Source organism: Pantoea sp. B_9, assembly GCF_008632015.1.
GTDB lineage: Bacteria > Pseudomonadota > Gammaproteobacteria > Enterobacterales > Enterobacteriaceae > Pantoea > Pantoea dispersa.
Map to the genome: position 1 here is coordinate 282,544 of NZ_VWVL01000006.1, position 25,878 is coordinate 308,421.

Below are 25,878 nucleotides of genomic sequence, written 5' to 3' on the forward strand. Positions count from 1 at the left end.
CTCGGATAGTCATAGCCTGCGGCAATTCCCCGACGGCGTCAAATTCACTTCTTATCGGCTTCGCGCGGTTTGCGCAGCACTTCATTGATTTCCGGCTTATCCAGCGGTCCGCTGATGTGATAGCGCAGCAGCGAAATCTTATTCCACAACGGTGCCAGCACCTTGCTGGCGGCAAAAACCGCCGCGCCGACCACCGGGTTAATCACAAACGCGGTGGCCACGCCAACCGAGGCGCCGATCTCCGGTGCCACCACCGCTTCCATGTCGATTTGCCGCTGCACCAGATCTATTTTGCCCTGCATGGCGATATCCGCTTCGAGGCCATCCACCAGCAGGTTATCGGTGCGCATCACGCCGTTTTCAATCCACGCCGTGCCGTTGATCGAATCAAACCAGAAACCTTCATTAAAGGTATCGCTAAAATCGAAGCGCAGCTTACGCAGCAGGGCATCGAAGCTCACCAGCCGCAACAACTGTCCGGCACGACCGGTGTTCACATCCGCAATCTGCCCTTTGCCGAAATGGGTTTTCAGCGTGCCGCTCAGCGTCTTTTCTGAAGGCTGCCACGGTGCGGAGCGCCAGTGCAGGTCATAATCAATTTTAAACGGCGCATCGCGCAGCGGCGTGTTCATGCCAAACCAGTTGGTGGCATCATTGATATTTTTGCCGCTCAGGCTGCCTTTTAACGAGGTGCGCTGCTCGCCCGCTTTGTTCACCCATTCACCCGCGACATTGAGCTTCGAGCTGCCGGTATCGACGCTGCCGTTAGTGAGTGCTAACGTCTCTCCCTGCGGCTGGAGCCTGGCCTGAATGTGGCCGAACTTCTGCCCGCGCAGCCAGCACTCAGCGCAGTTGAGCTGCAGCGCTGGCCAGCTGCGGAAATCAATGCCGCTGTCCCCACTGAACGGCGAGGAGGCCTTGCCCGCTTCGTCGTCACTCCATTGCGGATTGTAATAAAGATAGCTCAGGTCGATTTGCCACGGCGCGTGTTGTGCGGTTCGCAGGCTGCCGCGCGCTTCGCGGCTCTCCAGCTGCAGCTGCGTACTGCCGCCCGCGCCCTGGGTCACCGTGGCATTAACATCGTGCCACTGCTGGCCGCCGAGCGTCAGGGCCGGAGTGCGCAGCGTCACATCGCCCGGCAGCAGTGCGCCGCCGATGTCCGTCTCGCCCTGCGCATTGCGTGAACCCGTCGCGCCGGTCATCAGCCCCAGCCAGGCTTCGCCGTCCAGCGCCGGCAGATTAAGCACCATCCCACGCCGATCCGGTAGCGCCGGCGTGCTTTTGGCATCATTCAGCCAGATACCACGATCAACGCGCAGCTGCGGCTCCAGCAGCCAGCGGCTGTTAAAGCGATGGTGCTCACGCACGCTGCCGCTGAGGTTAAAACTGTGCAAATCGCCGCTGGCATTAATGGCGATGGGCAGTGCCTCACCGGCCTCTTTATCCAGTGGTGGAGGTAAGTGACTGCTCACTGTCTTGCCGTCACCGTTGATATCAACCTTGTAGCGCGCCCCACCCTGATGCGGCAGCGTGATGTCGACATTGCCCTGCCACGCCAGACTGCCGCCCAGCTTACTGCTTACGCTGGCAGGCAGCATGGCCAGTTTTGCCGGCTGCCAGTCGCCCAGCAGTTTGACGTTAACGCCAAAATCATCGGGATTTTCCGTGGTGCTGAAACGCACGCCGGTGGGCTGACCGAACCAGTTGGCCTGCAGCTCTTCACTCTCCAGGTTTCCGTTGTTGTAGCGGAAACGTCCGGTCAGGTTTTTCAGCGTGGTGTTGAGCGGCTTAATGTGCAGGCTGTTGTTATTCAGCACCACGTTACCGCTGGCGTGCACCAGTTCCCCATCCAGCGGAATATCCAGGTTGAGCGAACCACGCACGTTGCCGCTAATCTGCAGCTGCTCCAGCGCCGCACCCAGCGTGGATTTGAGCGGCGTGCGGGCAAAATAGTCGGCGATATCTTTACCTTCGCCGCTCAAATCACCGTCAATGATCAGCTTCTCTTTCAGGTAATCCGGGATTACCGCACTGACGTTGCGCGCGTCCACCGCGCCCAGCCGGGTTTGCGCCGCCTTCATCCACAGACCATCGTTGATAAAATCGAGGTCGATATCGAGGTTTTGCAGCGCCGGCCAGCCTGGCTGGAACTGGAAGGTGGCATTGCGCACCGGCACGGCCACTTCAAACATGCCGTCGTGGTGCTTGAACGGGAACAGACGCGGATCGCCGGCAAACAGCAGCGTGGCATTCTCCACCTGGCCGCCTTTGACCGCTTCGCTGAGATACTGCGTCAGATCGTGGCCCATCAGCGGCTCAGGGAAGTAGCGCCACGCATCACCGGCGTCGGTGACGCGAATCCCGGCAAGAATGTCGAGGCGCGGCGCTTTACCGACATTTTGCTGATAGCGGAAATCGCCGCGCGCCCATAGCGAACGTGCCTGCACGTCCAGCTGCTGGCCATCCAGCGTCAGGCCGTTGCCATCGCGCAGCCAGTTAATCCTGCCGGTGACCTGCTGAATCTGTAACGGCGCCTGGAACATATCGCCGTACGGCACTTCGGCCTGGCCCATCTGCACATCCAGCTGGCCGTGGTTCAGACTGCCGCTGGCGCTGCCGCTCAGATTGCTGATGCCCGGCAAAAGCTGCCAGTGCTGCCACGCCAGATCGCGCCAGCGCGCCTGCAAACGCGTCTGCTCCGGCTGCGCCAGCGGAATATCCAGCGCCAGCGCGTCGATATAGCCGCGCGGCTGCAGCGCCCGCCAGTTGTCCAGCAGCGTGGGCGAGAGCGGCGCAAACAGTGGCACCAGCGGTGCCAGACGCTGCAGATCGAGCCGGGTGGCGCGCACCCGCACTTCCGCTGCACTGTTCGCGCCGATCATCTGTTTATCTTCCGGCTTCCACAGCAGGGCGATATGGCCGGCATCCCAGGCCACGCCGTCAGTCATCAGCCGGGTTTGCGGCACCGTCAGGCTCCAGCCATTCTGGTAGCGCGCCAGATGCGCGGTCAGGCCATCCACCTGCAGCTGATGATCGCCCTGCTCGCCGCGCCAGCGCGCGCCGCCTTTGCTCAGCAGCAGATCGCCTGCATACACCTCACCGTCGCGCAGATTGACCCACGCGGCCAGGCTGAAACGCGCGCTTTGCAGGCTGGTATTATCACGCAGCCAGCGGCCAATCCACGGGCGCACGTCCACGTCATCGGCCTGCATCCAGATGCGGCCGTCGTTGAGTAAGCCGTTGGTATCGTTAAGATCGAGCCGTACCTGCACCACGCCGTGCTGGCCGGTGAAGCTGGACAGGCTCACTTCGCCTTCGGCGCGATGGCGGTTGTCCTCGTTCAGCCAGGTAAGGCGGGGAATCGCCAGTTCGGCATGCTGGCCGGATGGCGTGAGAAAACGGATGCTGCTGTCGCGCAGATCGAAATGGTCAAACTGGCGTAAGAACAGATCGTTGATTTGGGCCGGTTTGAAGCTGTTTTTTTGCTCGTCGCTGGTGAGCAACGGACGGTTGGTTGCCAGCCGCAGCTGCCAGAAGGTGAGATCGCGGAACTGCCAGCGCCAGTGCAGCAGCGACTGCCACACATTGAGCGCCAGCGTAACGCGGCCAATCTGCAGCTCGCCATCTTTATCCATGTCGATACGCAGATCGCGCACCTGCAGGGTCGGGCCAAAATTCTCCCATTTTCCCTGAATTTCACTGGCATCGATGGTGACGCCGCTGACGCGCGAAAGGGTGTGCAGCACCTCGCCGCGATAGCTGTTGAGATGCGGCATCACAAGGCGCAGCCCGCTGACCAGCAGCGCCACAATGACGATGATTGCGGCGAGCAGCAGTAACAAAATCCCCGGCAACCGCCTCACACACCTCTCCTTGCTTTCCGTTGGGTTACGGCGTTCAACCTCACGACTTACATCATGACGACGTCAAACTGCTCCTGCGTGTAGAGCGGTTCAACCTGTACTTTGACCTGCTTGCCGACAAAAATTTCCACTTCGGCCAGCGCGTGCGACTCATCGCTTTTCAGCGCTTCACCCACTGCGGGTGACACGTACACCAGGAAGCTGTCGGAGTCGTAAGCGTGATGGACGCGGACGATTTCACGCATGATTTCATAGCACACGGTCTCCACCGTCTTCAGCGAACCGCGTCCCTGGCACACCGGGCAATCGGCACACAGCACATGCTCAATGCTTTCGCGCGTGCGTTTGCGCGTCATCTCGACCAGCCCCAGCGCGGAGAAGCCGTTGATGCTGGTTTTAACGCGATCTTTGCTCAGCGCGCTCTCCAGCGAGTGCAGCACGCGCCGGCGATGATCGTCATTATTCATGTCGATAAAGTCGATGATGATAATGCCGCCGAGATTACGCAGCCGCAGCTGGCGCGCAATCGCCTGCGTGGCTTCGATATTAGTATTAAAAATGGTTTCGTCGAGGTTGCGGTGGCCGACAAACGCACCGGTGTTAATGTCCACCGTGGTCATCGCTTCGGTCTGGTCGATAATCAGGTAACCGCCAGATTTCAGTTCCACCTTGCGCTCCAGCGAACGCTGAATCTCGTTCTCCACATCATAGAGATCGAAAATCGGCTGCTTGCCGTTGTACAGCTCCAGCTTGCTGGCCATCTCCGGAATATATTCGCTGGTAAATTCCACCAGCAGATCGCAGGTCAGGCGCGAATCGACGCGAATGCGATCCAGCGCTGCGCCGGCGAAATCGCGCAGCACGCGCTGCGCCAGCGCCAGCTCGCCGTACAGCAGGCAGCGCGTCTGGTTGCGCTTCTTACGCTCGCTGACTTTGGTCCACAGGCGCTTTAAAAATGCCGCGTCCTGCGCCAGCTCTTCTGCGCCAATGCCTTCTGCGGCGGTACGAATAATAAAGCCGCCGAGATCGTCACAGTAAGCGGCAACCACCGCTTTCAGCCGCTCACGTTCGGCTTCGCTTTCAATGCGCTGTGAGACGCCCACGTGTGAAGCCCCCGGCATAAAGACCAGGTAGCGCGACGGCAGCGTAATATCGGTGGTGAGGCGGGCGCCTTTGGTGCCGAGCGGATCTTTCACCACCTGCACCATTAAATCCTGTCCCTGACGCACCAGCTCGGCGATATCGCGCACGATAAAGTTCTTCTTCTCATCACCCGCCACGCATTCGGTGTGCGGCATGATGTCCGAGGCGTGCAGAAAGGCCGCTTTGTCCATCCCGATATCGACAAATGCCGCCTGCATGCCCGGCAGTACCCGGCTGACGCGCCCTTTGTAGATATTGCCGACAATACCGCGCCGCGCTTCGCGCTCAATATGGATTTCCTGCAGAATGCCGCCGTCAATATAGGCAACACGGGTTTCAGAAGGTGTCACATTTACCAGCAGTTCAGCCGTCATCTTGTCCCCTTAACGCACGCAGCGACTGAAAATGGCTCAGCAGTTCGCCGGTTTCCACCAGCGGCAATCCCACTACGGCGTGATAACTTCCATTGATGCGGCGCACAAAGTTGCCGCCCAGGCCCTGAATTCCGTACGCGCCGGCTTTATCCATCGGCTCGCCGCTAGCGATATAGTGCGAAATTTCCTCTGCCGTGATAGTGCGGAATGTCACGTCTGTGGTCACCAGGCAATCCAGCTCGCCCTGCGCATCGGCCAGCGCCACGGCCGTCATGACCTGATGGGTTTGCCCGGCCAGTTTACCCAGCATCTGCGCGGCATGCGCCGCATCGCGCGGTTTCTCCAGCACTTCGCCATTTAGCACCACGATGGTGTCAGCGCCCAGCACCGGCAGATCCTGCGGTGCTATCTGCACGCCGGCCCGCGCCTTATCGCTGGCCAGACGCCGCACATAAGACTCCGCCGCTTCGCCCGGCTGACGCTGCTCTTCAACATCGGTAATCAGGCGCTCAAACTGCAGGCCAAGCTGCGTTAACAGCTCGCGCCGACGCGGTGAGCCGGAAGCCAGGTAGAGGGTTATCATTGTATTCCTTATTGCACAGCAAACTGACGGCGAATCTTTCTCATCAGTAAGAATAGCCAGGGCCACAGGATACCGTCGACCACGCTACTCCAGAAGATTTCCGGGCGGAAGGAGACGTTGATGACCAGAAATTCTGCCCAGAAAACAATCACATCAACCGCCAGCGACAGCACCATAACCATTAATGCCTGCTGCCACAACGCCAGATTGCGGAATAGCTGAAATTTAAAGGCCACCAGATAGGCGATAATGCTGAACGCCAGCGCACGCACGCCCAGCGTTGAGCCGGCGACCAAATCCATAATGGCACCGAGGAAAAAGCCGGTGCCCACATTGACCCGGTGCGGCAGCGCCAGCACCCAGTAGATCAGGATCAGCAATAGCCACGATGGCCGGAACATGTAAATCTGATCCGGCCACGGCATAATTTGCAGGATAAGCGCAACAAGGAAGGACAGCCAGATCACCCAACGCCCCTGGCTGCGATATCGACTCAAGGCTGGCCTCCGCGCGAGTTCGCCGGATTACCCTGCGAACGGCTGCTGGCGGCGGGCTGTGGCGGCCCCATCTGCTGATTTTGCTGCATCATGGCGGGTGCCGGCGGCCCCATTTCGCCCGCGGGCGGCAGCACCTGCGGCATCATCTGCATCAGGCGTTCGTTGGCCACGCGATGTACTTCGTCCGGTGCCATCGGCATGTCGCCGTTCTTATCCGCACCCCACAGCAGCAGCAGGTAGCGCAGACGCTGCAGACCGGCGGTCGGACGCGCCTGAATCACGGTATAGGCACGCTGCGTATCCACTTTCACTGACGACACCACGCCGACCGGATACCCTTCCGGGAAGCGTCCGCCCAGGCCTGACGTCACCAGCACATCACCGACGCGAATATCCGTATTGCCCGGCAGATGCTCCAGCTGCAGATCTTCGCTGCAGCCGTTACCGGCGGCGATGACGCGAATATCGTTACGCAGCACCTGAATCGGCAGGGCGTGCGAGGCATCGCAGATCAGCAGCACGCGGCTGGTCATCTGCCCTACCGCCACCACCTGGCCGACCACGCCTTTATCGCTGATCACCGGCTGGCCTTCATACACGCCGTTGACGCTGCCTTTATCAATGATCACCTGATCGGTGTAAGGATCGGTGCCGGTGGAGATCACCTGGGTCACCATTTTGTGCTCATCCTGACGCAGCGGCGAGCCGAGCAGCTCACGCAGACGCGCGTTTTCCTGCTTGTATTGCCCCAGCATCAGCAGGTCACTGTTTTTCAGGAAGAGCTCACGGCGCAGCGCTTTATTTTCCAGCTCCAGCTGCTGGCGCGAGGCCAGCGTTTCGGAAACGCCGTCAAGAAGCTGTCGTGGCCCGTTGGCCAGGAAGTAAAATGGACTGACCGACGTGTCCAGGTAGTTGCGGATCTGGGAGAACGTGCTGATCCGGCTATCGGCGACAATAATCGCGATAGCCACAATCACGGCCAGAAACAGGCGCAACTGCAGGGAAGGTCCCCTGCTAAAAATCGGCTTCATAAATTCTGCGAATTCCTCGACATCAGGGAAGAAGCGTGAGTGTCAGCACTCACGCCTCCAGGGCTGGACGCTATACGCCGTCGTGCGCAGCGTCGCCAGTTACCCCGCATCCTGCAAACCGCAGTGACGACGTTGTGCCGCTGCTGCCCGGTGCCTGCTGCTGAGGCTGCCGTGCGGCATGCGATGGCCATCGTCCTGCCGTTGTGCTGATTTTGGGTATCGTCGCTATTCCCTGCGCAATTTGACCACGGTCTCAGCCGGAGAGGAATTACTCCTCGCTGAACAAATCGCCGCCATGCATGTCGATCATTTCCAGTGCTTTACCGCCGCCGCGCGCCACGCAGGTCAGCGGATCTTCTGCGACCACCACCGGAATACCGGTCTCTTCCATCAGCAGACGATCCAGGTTACGCAGCAGCGCGCCGCCACCGGTCAGCACCATACCGCGCTCGGAGATGTCAGACGCCAGCTCCGGCGGGCACTGCTCCAGCGCGACCATCACGGCACTGACGATACCGGTCAGTGGCTCCTGCAGCGCTTCCAGGATTTCATTCGAGTTCAGCGTAAAGCCACGCGGCACGCCCTCAGCCAGGTTACGGCCGCGCACTTCGATCTCGCGCACTTCGTCACCCGGATAAGCCGAACCGATCTCATGCTTGATACGCTCAGCGGTGGCTTCACCAATCAGCGAGCCGTAATTACGGCGCACGTAGTTAATGATAGCTTCATCGAAGCGATCGCCACCAATACGCACAGAAGAAGAGTAAACCACGCCGTTCAGGGAGATAACCGCAACTTCGGTCGTACCGCCACCGATATCCACCACCATCGAGCCGGTCGCTTCTGACACTGGCAGACCCGCGCCGATTGCCGCGGCCATGGGTTCTTCAATCAGGAACACTTCACGGGCACCGGCGCCCTGCGCCGATTCGCGGATGGCACGACGCTCAACCTGGGTCGCGCCGACCGGCACGCACACCAGCACGCGTGGGCTGGGGCGCATAAAGCTGTTGCTGTGCACTTGCTTGATGAAGTGCTGGAGCATTTTTTCAGTCACGAAGAAGTCGGCGATAACGCCATCTTTCATCGGACGGATAGCTGCGATGTTACCCGGCGTACGGCCAAGCATCTGCTTTGCATCATGACCAACAGCCGCTACGCTCTTTGGGGAGCCGGCGCGATCCTGACGAATGGCAACCACAGAAGGCTCGTTCAGCACGATGCCTTGTCCTTTTACGTAAATCAGGGTATTCGCGGTACCCAGGTCAATGGACAAGTCATTGGAAAACATGCCACGAAATTTTTTAAACATACTAAGGGATAATCCTGCAAGCTGGGGGCGGAAAATAAAATCCGCCTACTTTACCAACCACGCGAAGCCGCTACAAGGCGCAAAAACGTTCTGCTTCGGTGAAAAACCAGGCTGAATAATTTTTCGCGGCGGTGCTGCCGTCCGACACCGGCGTTAAACGGCGCTAAGCTGCCGCTCTAAACGCAAATTCACCCGCCGGTCGCGGGTGAATTCCGACATAAAATCTAACATTTCCCGCCGCCGATCGCGCCGGCTGCGCACGGCATAAAGGCGAAAAATAGCCGCCTGCTGCTGAATCTGTGGCTGACGCGCTAAATCCGGTAACGTTGTGAGTGTTTCTTCACGTTACTGTTCACCGGCAGCGAAGGAGCAAAAAAGTCGCCCTGGCCGCCCGCGACGCCCAGCCCGGCCAGCGTTTGCCACTCCGCGCGCGTGCGTACACCGGCGGCAAAGACTTTGGTGGGCGTGGATTTACACACTTCCAGCAAACTTTGCACGAACAGCTGATTTTCTGTGCGGCGCTCAATGTTGCGAATCAGGCCCGGATCGAGCTTGATCAGCTCAATCGGGAACTGCTTGATGTAAGCGCTACTCACCACCGTTAATCCGGCCTGATCTACCGCAATCCGACAGCCAAACGCGGTCAGCATACGGAAAACCGGCACTAAACGATTGATGTGTTGACAAACATCCGCCTCAGCAAGTTCAAATAAAAATCGTTTTCTTTGCGATTTACTGCACTGCAGCAGCAATTTTTGCAGCCAGCGCTGGAACGGCCGTTGCAGCAGCGAATCGATATTCACCGGCAGCGCCAGCGTTTCATCCGGCCAGACCTCCGACAGCGCCGCAATACGCATGACCAGCTGGCGATCCCAGCTGTCGGCCATGCCAAGCTGCAGCACCAGCGGCATGAACTCTGCCGACACCACCTCTTTATCGCCGTCGAACACGCGCGCCAGCATTTCACGGTGATGCACTTTGCCGTCCAGCAGCACCGCCGGTTTCTGGTACAGACGCGGGCCGCCGCGGTTCACGGTGTTTTCCAGCAGGGTACGCCAGCGCACGCTGCCGCGCCCCATCTCCAGCGTATTGCCCTCGCCCACCGACCAGTTGTTGCCGCCCTGCAGCGCCGCCCGACGCGTGGCCAGTTCGACATTCTCCATCACCTGCGACACCGACTCGCCGCTGCGCCAGGCGCTGATGCCAATGTGGATCAGATCATCGCGGTCCACCATGCGCATCGGCGGCAGCGAATCCACTGCATTTATCAGCTGGTCAGCAATGCTGTTGGCCTCTTTCAAAGTGCGGTGCGGCAGCAGTACGGCAAAGTCGCTGCGGAAATAGCGCGCCAGCAGCGCACCCGGATAGCGCAGCACGAAGGTGGAGAGCATGTTCACCAGGTCGAACAGGTATTCATCGACCAGCGTCGGCCCGAGGGTTTCATGTAGCGTGTCGAGGTCCGGCAGCCGCACCATCATCACCACACCGTGCGTGCCAACGTCTTCCTGGTCTTCCAGCAACGTGGCCAGCTGGTTATCGAAAAACAGGCGATTATTCAGGCCGGTGCGCGAATCCTGCGCGGCAAAGGTGCGGATTAAGGTGTCGATACGCAGACGCTGCTCGCCAGCTTCCTGTAAATCTCCCAGCAGCAGATCGATAGCGCGGCTGGCTTTCGGCGGCCATTCGGCGATGGTATCGCTGCGCGGCGTGCGCTCGCCAGCCAGAATGCGCTCCGCGCGCGCCTCCAGCCGCTCCATATGCTGCCAGCGGCGGTTAAGCCAGCGGTGCGTCATCACCAGCAGTGCCGACATGATCGCCACCACCGTCAGCAGGATAATCAGCGTGTAGGCACCGGTGAACGAGCGGAACCAGGTTTTGGCGGGATCGAGCACCACCACGCGCAGCGCCATGCCCGGCGCGTGCACCAGCGGCACATCCAGTTGAATGAAACGATTGGGCTCGTCTTCCAGCATCGGATTTTCATGGCGCGCGAGGCGGAACAGCACGGTATCATCGTGATGCAGTTCCAGCTGTTCGGCATTGATGACGGGCATCAGGCGCGTCAGCCACTGCGTCAGTTCCTGCGGTGACTGGTTTGCCAGCGCTTTATCGACTTCCGTCGCCAGTGTCTGCACACGGTTCTCTACGCGCTGCTGCGACAGCCAGATAAAACTAAAAGCGCAGCCTACCAGCATCAGTAACATCGCCAGTAAGCTTAATAAGGTAATAAACGCAGAAAACTTAGTTGTTAATCGCATCCCTGTGCCTGTATCACTGCGGTTTATGAACGCCAGCCAACTGTTCGCGCCAGCCGCGCTGGTGCAAACCTGAGCAAATTATCACAATTACCGATCCAAATCAGCGCCCGCCCGGCGCCGGGTTTCGCCACCCTGCGGCGCGAGTATAACGTCAAAGTGTGAAGCGCTGCCTTCCGGGGCGGCTTTTTCGTCCTATTCTCAACAGAACGCACCGGCCAGGAAATTTCACATTTTGCCAGCGAAAGTGGCGCGCCGGGCAGCGTTTGATCATGCTAGCTGCAGTTAATCGATTTGCCGGAGAACGCCATGAAGCGCACGCACATCCTTACCGAAGCCGATGTTACGCCGGAAAGCATTTTTAATCTGCGCCGCCGCCAGGTGCTGAAAGCGCTGGGGCTTGGCGCTGCCGCGGCCAGCCTGCCCGGCGGCGCACAGGCCGATGTGCTGAGCTGGTTTAAGGGCAATGACAGGCCGCCGGCGCCTGCCGGACGCGATCTGCAGTTCAGTAAACCGGCCCAGTGGCAGGCGGACCTGCCGCTGACGCCGTTTGATAAAGTCGCTGGCTACAACAACTTCTACGAATTTGGTCTCGACAAAGCCGATCCCGCCGCCAATGCCGGCACGCTAAAAACTGACCCGTGGCAATTGCGCATTGAGGGTGAAGTGGCGAAGCCGATGACGCTGGATATGGACGACATCTTCAAACGTTTCGCCATGGAGCAGCGTATCTATCGCATGCGCTGCGTTGAAGCCTGGTCGATGGTGATTCCCTGGGTAGGCTTTGAACTCAACAAGCTGCTGAAGCTGGCTGAACCCACCAGCAATGCCCGCTATGTCGCCTTCCAGACGCTATACGCGCCCGATCAGATGCCGGGACAAAAGGACCGCTTTATCGGCGGTGGGCTGGATTATCCCTATGTTGAAGGCTTGCGGCTGGACGAAGCGATGCATCCGCTGACGCTGCTCAGCACCGGCGTTTACGGCAAAGCGCTGCCGCCGCAAAACGGCGCGCCGATTCGCCTGACGGTGCCGTGGAAATATGGCTTTAAAGGGATTAAGTCGATCGTCAAAATTACCCTGACGCACGATCGTCCGCCCACCACCTGGAGCCAGATTGCCGCCAACGAGTATGGCTTCTACGCTAACGTGAATCCGCACGTCAACCACCCGCGCTGGTCGCAGGCCACTGAGCGCTTTATCGGTGCGGGCGGCATTCTCAAGGTGGAACGCCAGCCGACGCTGCTGTTCAACGGTTATGCTAAAGAGGTGGCCTCGCTGTATCGCGGTCTCGATTTACGGGAGAACTACTGAGTGCGCCTGACATTACGCCACGTTACGCTGCTGAAAGTGGTGCTGCATCTGGCGGCGTTTGTGCCGCTGGTGTACCTGTTTCTGGCGGCAAATCAGGGCTGGCTGAGCGCCGATCCGGCGAAAGATATCCAGCATTTTACCGGCCGCATGGCGCTGAAGCTGCTGCTGGCGACGCTGCTGGTGAGCCCGCTGACGCGTTATCTGAAGCAGCCGCTGTTGATTCGTACCCGCCGGCTGCTCGGCCTGTGGTGCTTTGCCTGGGCCTGTCTGCATCTCACCAGCTACTATCTGCTGGAACTGGGTTACGATCATCTGCGATTACTCGGCAGTGAGATTGTCTCGCGCCCCTATTTGTTACTGGGCATGATCAGCTGGATTATTCTGTTTGCTCTCGCCATCACCTCTTTTCAGCGCGCCCAACGCAAACTGGGACGCCGCTGGCAAACGCTACACAACGGCATCTATCTGGTCGCGATCCTCGCGCCTGTCCACTATCTTTGGTCAGTGAAAGTGCTGTCACCGCAGCCGTGGATTTATGCGCTACTGGCGCTGGCGCTGTTAGGCTGGCGTTACAATAAGTTGCGTAAACTTCTGCGCCGATAATTCCCGCAAGGTTGTTTTCCTGCTGCGAGATCTGTTAAAAGGTGTGGCCTTCGGGCCTCGCCGGATCAACTTCGCAGATAAGACCAGTATTTTGCTGCGAATTGCCTCGAAACGGATATAATGCCCGGCTTTATTGCAAGCGAAGTCTTCTTTTTCACTCTGAAGAGTGACAAATGAAGGATGTCGCGGTATTTTACGCGATGCCTCACTGATTGCAGGAGATAGCCGCAAGATGGCGCATAAATTTCACATACTGCTGTTAAACGGACCCAACCTGAACCTGTTGGGAACGCGCGAGCCTGACAAGTATGGTCACACGACGCTGGCGCAGATTGTCAGCGATCTGACGCAACAGGCCGACCAGCACCATGTGAAATTGAGTCATCTGCAATCGAATGCGGAATACCAGCTGATTGATCGTATTCACGAAGCCCGCGGCAACGTCGATTACATCATCATTAACCCGGCTGCGTTTACGCACACCAGCGTTGCCCTGCGCGATGCGCTGTTGGCGGTTAGCATTCCTTTTATTGAGGTGCATCTCTCTAATGTGCATGCACGCGAACCGTTCCGACATCACTCCTATCTTTCCGATGTATCTGCCGGCGTCATCTGTGGACTGGGCGCCGACGGCTACTCGTGGGCTTTACAAACGGCCGTAAAACGCCTGTCACATTCCAATTAAACAGAGTACGGAACCACACTCATGGATATTCGTAAAATTAAGAAACTGATCGAACTGGTTGAAGAGTCCGGCATCGCTGAGCTGGAAATCTCTGAAGGCGAAGAGTCAGTTCGCATCAGCCGTTCACCTGCCAATGTCGGTTACCCTATGATGCAGCAGGCTTATGCTGTTCCGGCTCCACAGCCTGCGCTGGCTGCTGCGGTTGCACCTGCTGCTGCGCCTGTCGCTGCAGAAGCGGCTAAACCTGAAGTCAGCGGCCACATCGTGCGTTCGCCGATGGTCGGTACCTTCTATCGCACCCCAAGCCCGGACGCCAAAGCGTTTGTGGAAGTGGGTCAGAAAGTGAACGCTGGCGACACCCTGTGCATCGTTGAAGCGATGAAAATGATGAACCAGATCGAAGCCGATAAATCCGGCGTTGTGAAGGCGATCCTGGTGGAAAGCGGCCAGCCGGTTGAATTCGACGAGCCGCTGGTCGTCATCGAATAACGAGGCGAAGCATGCTGGATAAAATTGTCATTGCTAACCGTGGTGAGATTGCGCTGCGCATTCTGCGTGCCTGTAAAGAACTGGGCATCAAGACTGTGGCGGTTCACTCCACGGCAGACCGCGACCTGAAGCACGTGCTGCTGGCGGACGAAACCGTCTGCATCGGCCCGGCGCAGTCGGTCAAAAGTTATCTTAATATCCCGGCGCTGATCTCCGCCGCCGAAATCACCGGCGCGGTTGCGATCCACCCGGGCTACGGCTTCCTCTCTGAGAACGCTGATTTCGCCGAGCAGGTTGAGCGCTCTGGCTTTATCTTCATCGGTCCGAAAGCCGACACGATTCGCCTGATGGGCGACAAAGTGTCAGCGATCAACGCGATGAAAAAAGCCGGCGTACCGACCGTACCAGGCTCTGACGGTTCGCTGACCGACGACATGGAGAAAAACCGTGCCATCGCCAAGCGCATCGGCTATCCGGTGATCATCAAAGCCTCTGGCGGCGGCGGCGGTCGTGGTATGCGCGTTGTGCGCAGCGACAAGGATCTTGAGCAGTCCATCAACATGACGAAAGCGGAAGCCAAAGCGGCTTTCAACAACGACATGGTGTACATGGAGAAATTCCTCGAGAATCCACGCCACATCGAGATTCAGGTTCTGGCCGACGGTCAGGGCAACGCCATCTATCTGGCCGAACGTGACTGCTCCATGCAGCGCCGCCACCAGAAAGTGGTCGAAGAAGCACCAGCACCGGGCATCACGCCGGAACTGCGTCGCTACATCGGCGAGCGCTGCTCTAACGCCTGCGTGGAGATCGGCTATCGCGGTGCCGGTACGTTCGAGTTCCTGTATGAAAACGGTGAGTTCTACTTCATCGAGATGAACACCCGTATTCAGGTGGAACATCCGGTCACCGAGATGATCACCGGCGTCGACCTGATCAAAGAGCAGCTGCGTATTGCTGCCGGTCAGCCGCTGTCCATCAAACAGGAAGATGTGGTGGTGCGCGGTCATGCGGTCGAGTGCCGTATCAACGCCGAAGACCCGAACACCTTCCTGCCGAGCCCGGGCAAGATCACCCGTTTCCACGCGCCAGGCGGTTTTGGCGTGCGCTGGGAATCGCACATCTATGCCGGCTACAGCGTGCCGCCGTATTACGACTCAATGATTGGTAAGCTGATCACCTACGGCGAAAACCGTGACGTGGCTATCGCGCGCATGAAAAATGCGCTGGCGGAACTGATCATCGACGGCATCAAGACTAACGTCGATCTGCAGATGCGCATCATGACCGACGAAAACTTCCAGCAGGGTGGTACTAACATCCACTATCTGGAGAAGAAACTCGGCCTGCACGAGAAATAAGCGCAGCGCAGAGCAATGCAGAGGCCGGTTAAACCGGCCTTTTTCATTTTTGTTGCCTTTGAGGTTGCATGATGGATGGGCGTTTTTTGCAAGCTAACAAAGAGGCGCGCTGGTCGCTGTACCTGACGCTGGCGTACCTCGCCGTCTGGGGCGTGTCCGCATGGCTCGGCGGCACACAAAGCGGTTTCACCGGTTTACCGCGCTGGTTTGAGTTCTCCTGCGTGTTCGCGCCCGTGCTGTTCATTGGCCTGTGCTGGCTGATGGTGCGCGTGGTGTTCCGCGATATGTCTCTGGAGGACCACGATGGAAACTGAAATCATTCTGCCACTGCTGGCCTATCTGGTGCTGATTGCCGGGCTGTCGGTGTTTGCCATGCGCAAACAGCGCCACGGCAACTTCCTGAGTGAGTATTTCCTCGGCAGTCGCTCGATGGGCGGTTTTGTGCTGGCGATGACCATTACCACCACTTACATCAGCGCCAGCTCATTTATTGGTGGGCCGGGCGCGGCGTATAAATACGGGCTGGGCTGGGTACTGCTGGCGATGATCCAGGTGCCGGCGGTCTGGCTGTCGCTCGGCGTGCTGGGCAAAAAATTCGCGATTCTGGCACGACGCTACAACGCGGTGACGCTCAATGACATGCTGTACGGCCGCTACCGCAGCCCGCTGCTTATCTGGCTGGCCAGTATCAGCCTGCTGGTGGCGTTTATTGGTGCCATGACGGTACAGTTCATCGGCGGCGCACGCCTGCTGGAAACGGCCGCTGGTATTCCTTATGACACCGGGCTGCTGATTTTTGGCGGCACCATCGCGCTGTATACCGCGTTCGGCGGCTTTCGCGCCAGCGTGCTCAACGATGCCATGCAAGGGCTGGTGATGCTAATTGGCACCTTCCTGCTGCTGTTTGCCGTCATCCACCAGGCGGGCGGTCTGGCAACGGCGGTCACCAAACTGCGTAGCATCGATCCGCAGCTGGTGTCACCGGAAGGCGTCGGCAACGTCATCAATCCAACCTTCCTCAGTTCGTTTGCCGTACTGGTGTGCTTTGGCGTGATTGGGCTGCCGCATACCGCCGTGCGCTGCATCTCCTACAAAGACAGCAAAGCGATGCATCGCGGTATCATCCTCGGCACTATCGTGGTGGTGATACTAATGCTCGGCATGCATCTGGCCGGCGCACTTGGCCGCGCGGTACTGCCGGATCTGGCGATTCCGGATCGCGTGATCCCGACGCTGATGATCACCGTGCTGCCACCGATGGCGGCTGGCGTGTTCCTCGCCGCGCCAATGGCGGCGATCATGTCGACGATTAACGCGCAGCTGCTGCAATCGTCCGCTACGCTGATCAAAGATCTTTACCTGCGTATCGCGCCGCAGCACAGCGAGAACGAGGCGCGTCTGCGGCTGCTCTCCGGCACCATCACCTTTGTGCTGGGCCTGCTGCTGCTGCTGGCGGCCTGGAATCCGCCAGATATGATTATCTGGCTCAACCTGCTGGCGTTCGGTGGCCTTGAAGCGGTCTTTCTGTGGCCGCTGGTGCTGGGACTGTACTGGGAGCGCGCCAATGCGGCGGGCGCCATCAGTGGCATGGTGGTGGGAGCCGGATGCTATACGCTGCTTGCCAGCCTGAAAATCGAACTGTGGGGCTTTCACCCTATCGTGCCATCGTTGACATTAAGCCTGCTGGCCTTCCTGGTGGGTAATCTGTTCGGCAGCGCGCCTGACGCTCGCGATGCTGCCCTGGAATAAAAGAGAAACGCTATGCCATGGATTCAAATCAAAATTAACAGCACCGGCGAGCACGCCGAAACCCTCAGCGACGCGCTGATGGATGTCGGTGCGGTGTCGGTCACCTTTCAGGACACGCACGACAACCCGGTTTATGAGCCGCTGCCCGGTGAAACCCGCCTGTGGGGCGATACCGATGTGACTGGCCTGTTCGACGCGGAAACCGCCATGGACGATGTAGTGGCCGAACTGAGCCAGCATCCGCTGCTGGGATCGGGTTTCCGCCATAAGATCGAACAGATCGAGGATAAAGACTGGGAGCGCGAATGGATGGATAACTTCCATCCGATGCGCTTCGGTGAACGCCTGTGGATCTGCCCCAGCTGGCGCGACGTGCCGGATCCGGATGCGGTTAACGTGATGCTTGATCCCGGTCTGGCCTTTGGTACCGGCACCCATCCCACCACGTCGCTGTGCCTGAGCTGGCTGGATGGTCTCGATCTGCAGGGCAAAACGGTGATCGATTTCGGCTGTGGCTCCGGCATTCTGGCCATCGCCGCGCTGAAACTCGGTGCAGACCGGGCGATCGGCATTGATATCGATCCGCAGGCGATCCAGGCCAGCCGCGATAACGCGGAGCGCAACGGCGTGGCCGACCGCCTGTCGCTGTATCTGCCGCACCAGCAGCCGGAAAACCTGCAGGCGGATGTGGTGGTCGCCAATATCCTCGCCGGTCCGCTGCGCGAACTGGCGCCGCTGATAAGCGTGCTGCCGAAAGCCGGCGGCCATCTCGGCCTGTCCGGCGTGCTGGCCAGCCAGGCGGAAAGCGTGTGTGAAGCCTATGCGGAGCGTTTTGCGCTGGACGCCGTGGCGGAAAAAGAGGAGTGGTGCCGCATCACTGGCGTGCGCCGCTAACCGACGCATGGGCCAGCAACTGCTGGCCCGATTTCCCCCGCCTGAGACCTGTCTCAAATCCCCGCCAGCCCCGTTTTCCTGCCGTTTCTTTACATTGAAATCAGTAGACTGCTGCACCAGGCGATAGCGCTATCCCTGTTAACCGTGCCGTGCGCGGCACATAACATTGATATATCGCTTAGTGAATAAATGATGATGAAAAGCAAACACACACTGATCGCTCTGCTGCTGGCAGCAGCGCCTTTTGCTCACGTTCAGGCTGCCGCCTGGGATTATGCTCAGCCACAGCAGTGGGGCGACCTGTCCCCTGATTTTCACGTCTGCAAGCAGGGCGTGAATCAGTCGCCGATTGATATTCGCCAGGCGCTGCATGCCAGTCTGCCGGCGCTGACGCTGGAACTGCAGGCGCGCCAGGCCGCCATTGTTAACAACGGCCACACCATGCAGATCAACCTGCAGCAGGGCGATACGCTGACGCTGGACGGCGAGACCTTCACGCTGAAGCAGTTCCACTTCCATACCCCGAGCGAAAACCTGATCGACGGCAAACGCTATCCGCTTGAGGGCCACTTTGTATTCAGTGACGAGCAGCAGCAGCTGGCGGTAATCGGGGTAATGTTCGAAGCCGGTGCGGCAAATCCGGTACTGACGACGCTGCTGGATACGCTGCCGGCGCAGGTCAATCAGCCAGCTACGCTGCAGCAGGATGTCGATATTACGCCACTGCTGCCCGCCGATCGCCGTTACTACCGCTTCAGCGGTTCACTCACCACGCCACCGTGCAGTGAAGGCGTGCGCTGGCTGGTGATGAAGCAACCGGTAACGGCTTCCGCACAGCAGCTGCAGGCCTTCAGCGCGGTGCTGGGTGAACACGGTAACAGCCGCCCGGTGCAGCCGCTCAATGGCCGGCTGGTGGTTGAGTAACGAAATACTCACCAAACGTAAATAAAGCGTTCACTTTTCAATCAAATCACCGCCATTTCTCTTGCCGATTCGCGGAAGTGGCGGTTTTTATGTTGTGATTCAGCGCATATTTTTGGAAAAACTTTTGCTCACAATTTCAGCGTATTTTTGTAATGTACTGAATTTAAACAAGTAATGATCAATACCCCGCTGCTAAGCCCCATTTCCCTGATCTTAAACGGCGAATTGTTCAAAGTTTGGCCTTTCATCTTCCGGAAAAAATGCGTAATATACGCCGCCTTGCGAACAGTTAGGGTCACTTCTTTTTCATGCGCATTGGACATCACCAGCTACGTAATCGACTCATCGCTGCGCCTATGGCCGGAGTATCCGACAAGCCATTTCGCACCCTGTGTTATGACAACGGCGCCGGTATGACTGTCTCCGAGATGCTGTCATCGAACCCGGAAGTCTGGGCCAGTGACAAATCACGTTTGCGTATGGTGCATAGTGACGAGCCCGGTATTCGCGCCGTGCAAATTGCGGGTTGCGATCCCGATGAGATGGCCGCCGCCGCGCGCATTAATGTTGCGTCCGGTGCACAGGTTATCGACATCAACATGGGCTGCCCGGCTAAAAAAGTGAATCGTAAGATGGCAGGTTCAGCGCTGCTGCAGCATCCGCAGCTGGTGGAGTCAATCCTCCGTGCGGTGGTGAACGCAGTCGATGTACCGGTTACGCTGAAGATTCGCACCGGCTGGGACAAAGAAAATCGTAATTGTGTAGAGATTGCCCAATTGGCTGAACGCTGTGGTATTCAGGCCCTGACCATTCATGGCCGCACGCGCGCCTGTTTGTTTGAAGGGCAAGCTGAATACGACAGCATTCGGACAGTTAAGCAGAGCGTCGCTATTCCGATTATCGCGAATGGTGACATTACTGACCCGCACAAAGCCAGGGCAGTGCTCGACTACACCGGAGCCGATGCTCTGATGGTGGGACGCGCTGCTCAGGGAAGACCGTGGATCTTCCGGGAAATCCAGCATTATCTGGACACAGGGGAGCTGCTGGCACCGAAGCCGCTGGCTGAAGTGAAGCATATGCTGATTGGACACATACGGGAGCTGCACGACTTTTACGGTCAGCGCAAGGGATACCGTATTGCCCGAAAACACGTTTCCTGGTATTTGCAGGAAAGTGCCCCTGACGACCAGTTTCGGCGCACATTCAACGCCATAGAGGATGCCAGCGAACAGCTGGAGGCGTTGGAGGCATACTTCGAAAATCTTGCGTAAACGAAATAAAGAGCTGAAAGAACTATGTTCGAACAACGCGTAAATTCTGACGTACTGACCGTTTCTACCGTTAACTCACAGGATCAGGTGACGCAAAAGCCTCTGCGTGATTCGGTTAAACAGGCACTGAAGAACTATTTTGCTCAACTGAACGGTCAGGATGTTAGTGACCTGTATGAGCTGGTACTGGCTGAAGTCGAGCAGCCTCTGTTGGACATGGTGATGCAGTATACCCGTGGCAACCAGACCCGCGCTGCCCTGATGATGGGCATCAACCGCGGTACGCTGCGTAAGAAGCTGAAAAAATACGGCATGAACTAAGCGTTCTGGTTCCTTGCTGCGATAACGCCAGCCTTTGGGCTGGCGTTTTTGTTTGTATTTCCCGCCTGTTAACACCGCGTGAAACGATTATCGTCAAAATGGTAACGATAGTTGCAATCGCCGGCGTGATAGCTCATCTCTCTCAGGGCCGCCGCCCTGCCCTGTTTTTGCGCAGGAAAAGTCCTCCTGATCGCCCCTCAGCCCGCTTTGTTTGTGATCCTGAACCGCTTCAGCGGTAATTCCACTTTGCCGTACACCTGTTCATGAGCGTTAGCTCACACTGCTTCCATATAGTGAAACTTTTTGCACTATTTGTGATCGTGGCGACTCGTCATGCTGCCTTTTGGTGCGCGATAGTAGCGACAACTTTCCGGATACGTCCGTTTATTAAAAGATCTTTCCAGTGAATTCAGGATTCTGCAAACCTGGCATCAGCTTTGCAGTGTCGTGGATGGCTAAACGCCACAGAAAGAAATAAGCGCACAGTAAAGTGCGCGCAAACATAACAACACACGATCTCGCCACACAGGATGCTTTATGAAAAAGATGATGCTTTCCACCCTGATTGCTGCCGCCTCGCTGTTCGCCGTGACCCAGCAGGCGCACGCAGGCACCACGCTGGACGCCATTAAGAAGAAAGGGTTTATACAGTGCGGTATCAGCGATGGTCTGCCAGGGTTCTCCTACGCTGACGCCAGCGGCAAATTCACCGGTATCGATGTTGACGTGTGCCGCGCCGCTGCTGCTGCGGTCTTCGGCGATGCCAGCAAAGTCAAATACACCCCGCTGACCGCCAAAGAGCGCTTCACTGCGCTGCAGTCAGGCGAGGTGGATATCCTGTCGCGTAACACCACCTGGACCTCATCACGTGATGGCGGCATGGGCTTCCTGTTCGCCGGCGTAAACTACTATGACGGCATCGGCTTCCTGACCCACAAGAAAGCCGGTCTGAAAAGCGCCAAAGAGCTGGATGGTGCCACCGTGTGTATCCAGGCCGGTACCGATACCGAGCTGAACGTGGCCGACTACTTTAAAGCTAACAAAATGCAGTACACGCCAGTCACCTTCGACCGCTCTGATGAGTCTGCTAAAGCGCTGGATAGCGGCCGCTGCGATACCCTCTCTTCTGACCAGTCACAGCTGTATGCGCTGCGCATCAAGCTGGGCAAGCCGGATGACTTTATCGTACTGCCAGAAGTGATTTCAAAAGAGCCGCTGGGCCCGGTCGTGCGTCGCGGTGATGATGACTGGTTCACCATCGTGAAATGGTCGCTGTTCGCCATGCTGAATGCGGAAGAGATGGGCATCAGCTCGAAGAACGTTGATGAGATGGCGGCGAAGCCAACCACGCCAGATATGGCACACCTGCTGGGCGCAGAGGGTGATTTCGGTAAAGACCTGAAGCTCGACAACAAGTGGGCGTACAACATCATCAAGCAGGTTGGCAACTATCAGGAAGTGTTCGATCGTAACGTTGGTAAAGACAGCGCGCTGAAAATTGCACGCGGCCAGAATGCGCTCTGGAACCAGGGCGGCATCCAGTACGCTCCACCAGTGCGTTAATTGTCTCCTGCCAGTCGGGCACCGCATCCTGCGGTGCCCACGCGTATTCTTCACTGAGGTTTTAACATGTCGCAACGCCCAACCGTGAAAAGGGATTTTTCGTTCGGTAATCCTACGGTTCGCGCCTGGCTTTACCAGATTGTCGCGATTGTGGCGGTGTTTGCTGTGGTGGGTTATCTGATCCACAACACGGTGATCAACCTTGCCAATCGCGGTATCACCTCCGGCTTTGGCTTTCTTGAGCGCAACGCCGGTTTCGGCATCGTCCAGCATCTGATCGATTACAGCGAAGGCGATACCTACGCGCGCGTGTTTATGGTCGGGTTAACCAACACCCTGCTGGTCTCCGCGCTCTGTATTGTCTTCGCCTCCATCCTCGGCTTCGCCATCGGTCTGGCGCGCCTGTCGGATAACTGGCTGCTGCGCAAGCTGTCGACCATTTATATCGAGACGTTCCGTAATATCCCGCCGCTGCTGCAAATCTTCTTCTGGTACTTTGCCGTGCTGCGCAATCTTCCGGGCCCGCGTCAGGCGCTGAACGCGTTCGATCTGGCTTTTGTCAGCAACCGCGGTCTGTATATACCGTGGCCGGAGTATGCACCCGGCACCTGGCCATTCCTGATCGCGCTGGCGATTGCTATCGCCGCCAGCGCCGCGTTGTTCCGCTTCAACCGCAAGCATCAGCTGAAAACCGGTCAGCTGCGCCGCACCTGGCCCGCTGCGGCCGGTTTAATTGTGCTGCTGCCGCTGATCGCCCATACGCTGTTTGGTGCCGCCACGCACTGGGATGTGCCCGAGCTGCGCGGTTTCAACTTCCGCGGTGGCTTTGCCATGATTCCGGAACTGGCAGCGCTGACGCTGGCACTGTCGATCTACACCTCTTCCTTTATTGCTGAGGTGATTCGCGCCGGGATTCAGTCAGTACCGCATGGTCAGAGCGAAGCGGCACGTTCGCTCGGGCTGCCCAACCCGGTTACGCTGCGTCAGGTGATTATTCCGCAGGCGATGCGCGTGATTATCCCGCCGCTCACCAGCCAGTACCTTAACATCGTAAAAAACTCCTCGCTGGCGGCCGCGATCGGCTATCCGGATATGGTGTCGCTGTTTGCCGGCACCGTACTGAATCAGACCGGCCAGGCAATTGAAACCATTGCCATCACCATGGCGGTTTATCTGATTATCAGTCTGCTCATTTCGCTGCTGATGAACCTCTATAACCGCAAAATTGCGCTGGTTGAGCGTTAAGAGAACGGAACCATTATGTCTGTGACCACACACGAAACGCCGCCGGTGTCGGGCAATCCACTGGGTAAAGCCTGGCTCTGGGCGCGTAAAAACCTGTTCTCCAGCTGGCTGAATACGCTGCTCACGTTACTCAGCCTGTGGATCATCTGGAGCGTTATCCCGCCGGCGCTGAACTGGTTGATCTTCCAGGCTAACTGGATTGGCGAAACCCGTGCGGACTGTACGAAAGCGGGCGCCTGCTGGGTCTTTATCCACGCGCGCTTTGGCCAGTTCATGTACGGGCTCTATCCGCATGAGCTGCGCTGGCGCATCAATCTGGCGCTGGTGATTGGCCTGCTGTCGATTGTGCCGATGTTTATCAAATCCATGCCGCGCCGCGGCCGCTATATCGCCTGCTGGGCGGTGATCTATCCGGTCGTCGTCTGGCTGCTGCTGTATGGCGGCTATTTCGGGCTGGATCGCGTGGAAACGCGCCAGTGGGGCGGCCTGACGCTGACGCTGATTATCGCATCTGTCGGCATTGCCGGGGCGCTGCCGCTCGGCATTCTGCTGGCGCTGGGCCGTCGCTCTAAAATGCCGGTGGTACGCACCCTGTCGGTGATTTTCATTGAGTTCTGGCGTGGCGTACCGCTGATTACTGTGCTGTTCATGTCTTCAGTGATGCTGCCGCTGTTTATGGCGGAGGGCACCACGATAGACAAACTGGTGCGTGCGCTGGTTGGCGTGATCCTGTTCCAGTCGGCGTATGTCGCCGAAGTGGTACGTGGCGGGCTGCAGGCCCTGCCTAAAGGCCAGTACGAAGCGGCAGAGTCGCTGGCGCTCGGCTACTGGAAAACCCAGGCGCTGGTGATTTTACCGCAGGCGCTCAAGCTGACCATTCCCGGTCTGGTGAACACCATCATCGCGCTGTTTAAAGATACCAGCCTGGTGATCATCATCGGCCTGTTCGATCTGTTCAGTAGCGTGCAGCAGGCAACCGTCGACCCTACATGGCTGGGTATGTCGACCGAAGGCTATGTCTTCGCTGCACTGGTTTACTGGATTTTCTGTTTTAGCATGTCGCGCTATAGCCAGTATCTGGAGAAGCGCTTCCACACCGGGCGTAAATCGCACTGAGGTTTTACATGACACAAACAATGACAACGGCGGCTAACGCCATGATGATTACGCTCGAAAACGTGAACAAATGGTACGGGCAGTTCCACGTGCTGAAAGATATCAACCTGCAGGTGAAACCGCGCGAGCGTATCGTGCTGTGCGGCCCTTCGGGTTCCGGTAAATCTACCACCATTCGCTGCATCAACCATCTGGAAGAGCATCAGCAGGGACGGATTGTCGTAGACGGCATCCACCTGAATGATGATGTACGCAATATTGAACGCGTGCGCACCGAAGTCGGCATGGTATTTCAGCACTTCAATCTCTTCCCGCATCTGACCGTCCTGCAGAACTGCACGCTGGCACCGATGTGGGTACGCAAGATGCCAAAGAAAGAGGCCGAAGAGCTGGCGATGCACTATCTGCAGCGCGTGCGCATTGCTGAGCATGCCCATAAGTTCCCCGGGCAACTTTCTGGCGGACAGCAGCAGCGCGTGGCCATCGCCCGTTCGCTGTGTATGAAGCCGAAGATTATGTTATTCGATGAGCCCACCTCCGCGCTCGATCCTGAGATGGTTAAAGAGGTGCTGGATACCATGATCGGTCTGGCGGAAGACGGGATGACGATGCTGTGTGTGACGCATGAGATGGGCTTTGCGCGTACGGTTGCCGATCGGGTGATCTTCATGGATCGCGGTGAAATCGTGGAGATGGCGACGCCGGAGGAGTTCTTTGCAAATCCGAAATCCGAGCGGACCCGGGCTTTTCTGTCGCAGGTTATCCACTAAGCGAACACGATTCGCCGCATCATTCAGCCCTTGCCAGCATGGCAGGGGCTTTTTTTATGCCTGTGGATTTTATTGAGGGTTTTTATTGCGATAAAGGTCATGGCAGAAAACAAAAAAGCCCTGAACAGATGTTCAGGGCTTTCGTGTTTGATGCCTGGCAGTTCCCTACTCTCGCATGGGGAGACCCCACACTACCATCGGCGCTACGGCGTTTCACTTCTGAGTTCGGCATGGGGTCAGGTGGGACCACCGCGCTGTTGCCGCCAGGCAAATTCTTTTAAACCGAACTCATGCCATAACTGGTGCTGATACCCAGAGTCGAACTGGGGACCTCACCCTTACCAAGGGTGCGCTCTACCAACTGAGCCATATCAGCACACTAAATTTGATGCCTGGCAGTTCCCTACTCTCGCATGGGGAGGCCCCACACTACCATCGGCGCTACGGCGTTTCACTTCTGAGTTCGGCATGGGGTCAGGTGGGACCACCGCGCTGTTGCCGCCAGGCAAATT

General features: G+C 57.9%; 22 protein-coding genes, 1 tRNA gene and 2 rRNA genes. 15 read left to right on the forward strand and 10 right to left on the reverse strand.

What is annotated here, in order from left to right; all coding sequences use genetic code 11:
* Positions 1–44: 44 nt before the first annotated feature.
* The 7 genes from yhdP to csrD all read right to left on the reverse strand — a co-directional run bounded on the left by yhdP (position 45) and on the right by csrD (position 11,061).
* Entirely contained in the window at positions 45–3,863 is a 3,819-nt protein-coding gene (gene yhdP, locus F3I21_RS18345) for an AsmA2 domain-containing protein YhdP (protein WP_150059492.1), read from the reverse strand.
* A gap of 47 nt (positions 3,864–3,910) precedes the next feature.
* On the reverse strand, positions 3,911–5,380 hold the full coding sequence (gene rng, locus F3I21_RS18350) for a ribonuclease G (protein ID WP_021508149.1): 1,470 nt from the start codon (positions 5,378–5,380) through the stop codon (positions 3,911–3,913).
* Positions 5,370–5,963, reverse strand: coding sequence for a nucleoside triphosphate pyrophosphatase (locus F3I21_RS18355; protein WP_150059493.1), 594 nt, complete (start codon positions 5,961–5,963; stop codon positions 5,370–5,372). Before F3I21_RS18355 ends, rng begins: the two co-directional genes overlap by 11 nt.
* Positions 5,964–5,971: 8 nt before the next feature.
* Positions 5,972–6,460, reverse strand: a complete 489-nt coding sequence (gene mreD / locus F3I21_RS18360) for a rod shape-determining protein MreD (RefSeq protein ID WP_031279826.1) — start codon at positions 6,458–6,460, stop codon at positions 5,972–5,974.
* Positions 6,457–7,491, reverse strand: coding sequence for a rod shape-determining protein MreC (gene mreC / locus F3I21_RS18365; RefSeq protein ID WP_021508152.1), 1,035 nt, complete (start codon positions 7,489–7,491; stop codon positions 6,457–6,459). Before mreC ends, mreD begins: the two co-directional genes overlap by 4 nt.
* Positions 7,492–7,759: 268 nt before the next feature.
* Positions 7,760–8,803 (reverse strand): rod shape-determining protein MreB, encoded by a 1,044-nt coding sequence (gene mreB / locus F3I21_RS18370; protein ID WP_003855260.1) that lies wholly within the window; start codon positions 8,801–8,803, stop codon positions 7,760–7,762.
* A gap of 311 nt (positions 8,804–9,114) precedes the next feature.
* Positions 9,115–11,061, reverse strand: coding sequence for an RNase E specificity factor CsrD (gene csrD / locus F3I21_RS18375; protein ID WP_058781111.1), 1,947 nt, complete (start codon positions 11,059–11,061; stop codon positions 9,115–9,117).
* 306 nt (positions 11,062–11,367) lie between these two features.
* On the opposite strand from csrD, the gene msrP reads away from it, so the two are divergent.
* From msrP to F3I21_RS18450, 15 genes are all read left to right on the forward strand, one after another.
* On the forward strand, positions 11,368–12,372 hold the full coding sequence (gene msrP, locus F3I21_RS18380) for a protein-methionine-sulfoxide reductase catalytic subunit MsrP (protein ID WP_021508154.1): 1,005 nt from the start codon (positions 11,368–11,370) through the stop codon (positions 12,370–12,372).
* Complete coding sequence (msrQ, locus tag F3I21_RS18385) at positions 12,373–12,975, forward strand: protein-methionine-sulfoxide reductase heme-binding subunit MsrQ (protein ID WP_150059494.1); 603 nt, start codon at positions 12,373–12,375, stop codon at positions 12,973–12,975.
* Between the two features lie 232 nt (positions 12,976–13,207).
* The gene (gene aroQ / locus F3I21_RS18390; protein WP_021508156.1) at positions 13,208–13,660 is read left to right on the forward strand and encodes a type II 3-dehydroquinate dehydratase; all 453 of its coding nucleotides are present in this window, start codon (positions 13,208–13,210) and stop codon (positions 13,658–13,660) included.
* Between the two features lie 21 nt (positions 13,661–13,681).
* Complete coding sequence (gene accB / locus F3I21_RS18395) at positions 13,682–14,149, forward strand: acetyl-CoA carboxylase biotin carboxyl carrier protein (protein WP_058759883.1); 468 nt, start codon at positions 13,682–13,684, stop codon at positions 14,147–14,149.
* An 11-nt stretch (positions 14,150–14,160) separates the two neighbouring features.
* A complete protein-coding gene (accC, locus tag F3I21_RS18400) occupies positions 14,161–15,510 on the forward strand; it encodes an acetyl-CoA carboxylase biotin carboxylase subunit (RefSeq protein ID WP_021508158.1) in 1,350 nt (449 codons plus the stop codon).
* A 71-nt stretch (positions 15,511–15,581) separates the two neighbouring features.
* Positions 15,582–15,824: a YhdT family protein gene (locus tag F3I21_RS18405; protein ID WP_021508159.1), complete on the forward strand. Its 243-nt coding sequence runs from the start codon at positions 15,582–15,584 to the stop codon at positions 15,822–15,824.
* Positions 15,814–17,259 (forward strand): sodium/pantothenate symporter, encoded by a 1,446-nt coding sequence (gene panF / locus F3I21_RS18410; protein ID WP_104093876.1) that lies wholly within the window; start codon positions 15,814–15,816, stop codon positions 17,257–17,259. The genes F3I21_RS18405 and panF overlap by 11 nt, the downstream gene beginning before the upstream one ends.
* 12 nt (positions 17,260–17,271) lie before the next feature.
* Positions 17,272–18,153 (forward strand): 50S ribosomal protein L11 methyltransferase, encoded by an 882-nt coding sequence (gene prmA / locus F3I21_RS18415; protein WP_150059495.1) that lies wholly within the window; start codon positions 17,272–17,274, stop codon positions 18,151–18,153.
* Between the two features lie 195 nt (positions 18,154–18,348).
* Complete coding sequence (locus tag F3I21_RS18420) at positions 18,349–19,077, forward strand: carbonic anhydrase (protein ID WP_150059505.1); 729 nt, start codon at positions 18,349–18,351, stop codon at positions 19,075–19,077.
* 308 nt (positions 19,078–19,385) lie between these two features.
* Entirely contained in the window at positions 19,386–20,351 is a 966-nt protein-coding gene (gene dusB, locus F3I21_RS18425; RefSeq protein ID WP_040679767.1) for a tRNA dihydrouridine synthase DusB, read from the forward strand.
* 24 nt (positions 20,352–20,375) lie between these two features.
* Positions 20,376–20,672, forward strand: a complete 297-nt coding sequence (gene fis / locus F3I21_RS18430; protein WP_003855228.1) for a DNA-binding transcriptional regulator Fis — start codon at positions 20,376–20,378, stop codon at positions 20,670–20,672.
* Between the two features lie 537 nt (positions 20,673–21,209).
* Positions 21,210–22,235, forward strand: coding sequence for an amino acid ABC transporter substrate-binding protein (locus F3I21_RS18435; RefSeq protein WP_058759887.1), 1,026 nt, complete (start codon positions 21,210–21,212; stop codon positions 22,233–22,235).
* 66 nt (positions 22,236–22,301) lie between these two features.
* Positions 22,302–23,480 carry an amino acid ABC transporter permease gene (locus F3I21_RS18440; RefSeq protein ID WP_021508165.1) on the forward strand — a complete coding sequence of 393 codons (1,179 nt, stop codon included), beginning with the start codon at positions 22,302–22,304 and terminating at the stop codon, positions 23,478–23,480.
* 15 nt (positions 23,481–23,495) lie between these two features.
* Positions 23,496–24,596: an amino acid ABC transporter permease gene (locus tag F3I21_RS18445; protein ID WP_058759888.1), complete on the forward strand. Its 1,101-nt coding sequence runs from the start codon at positions 23,496–23,498 to the stop codon at positions 24,594–24,596.
* Between the two features lie 8 nt (positions 24,597–24,604).
* The gene (locus tag F3I21_RS18450; RefSeq protein ID WP_150059496.1) at positions 24,605–25,366 is read left to right on the forward strand and encodes an amino acid ABC transporter ATP-binding protein; all 762 of its coding nucleotides are present in this window, start codon (positions 24,605–24,607) and stop codon (positions 25,364–25,366) included.
* 152 nt (positions 25,367–25,518) lie between these two features.
* Here the strand turns inward: F3I21_RS18450 and rrf (F3I21_RS18455) are convergent.
* The 3 genes from rrf (F3I21_RS18455) to rrf (F3I21_RS18465) form a co-directional block, all read right to left on the reverse strand.
* Positions 25,519–25,634, reverse strand: a 5S ribosomal RNA gene (gene rrf / locus F3I21_RS18455).
* A gap of 32 nt (positions 25,635–25,666) precedes the next feature.
* Positions 25,667–25,742, reverse strand: a tRNA-Thr gene (locus F3I21_RS18460).
* A 14-nt stretch (positions 25,743–25,756) separates the two neighbouring features.
* A 5S ribosomal RNA gene (gene rrf, locus F3I21_RS18465) occupies positions 25,757–25,872 on the reverse strand.
* Positions 25,873–25,878: the final 6 nt, after the last annotated feature.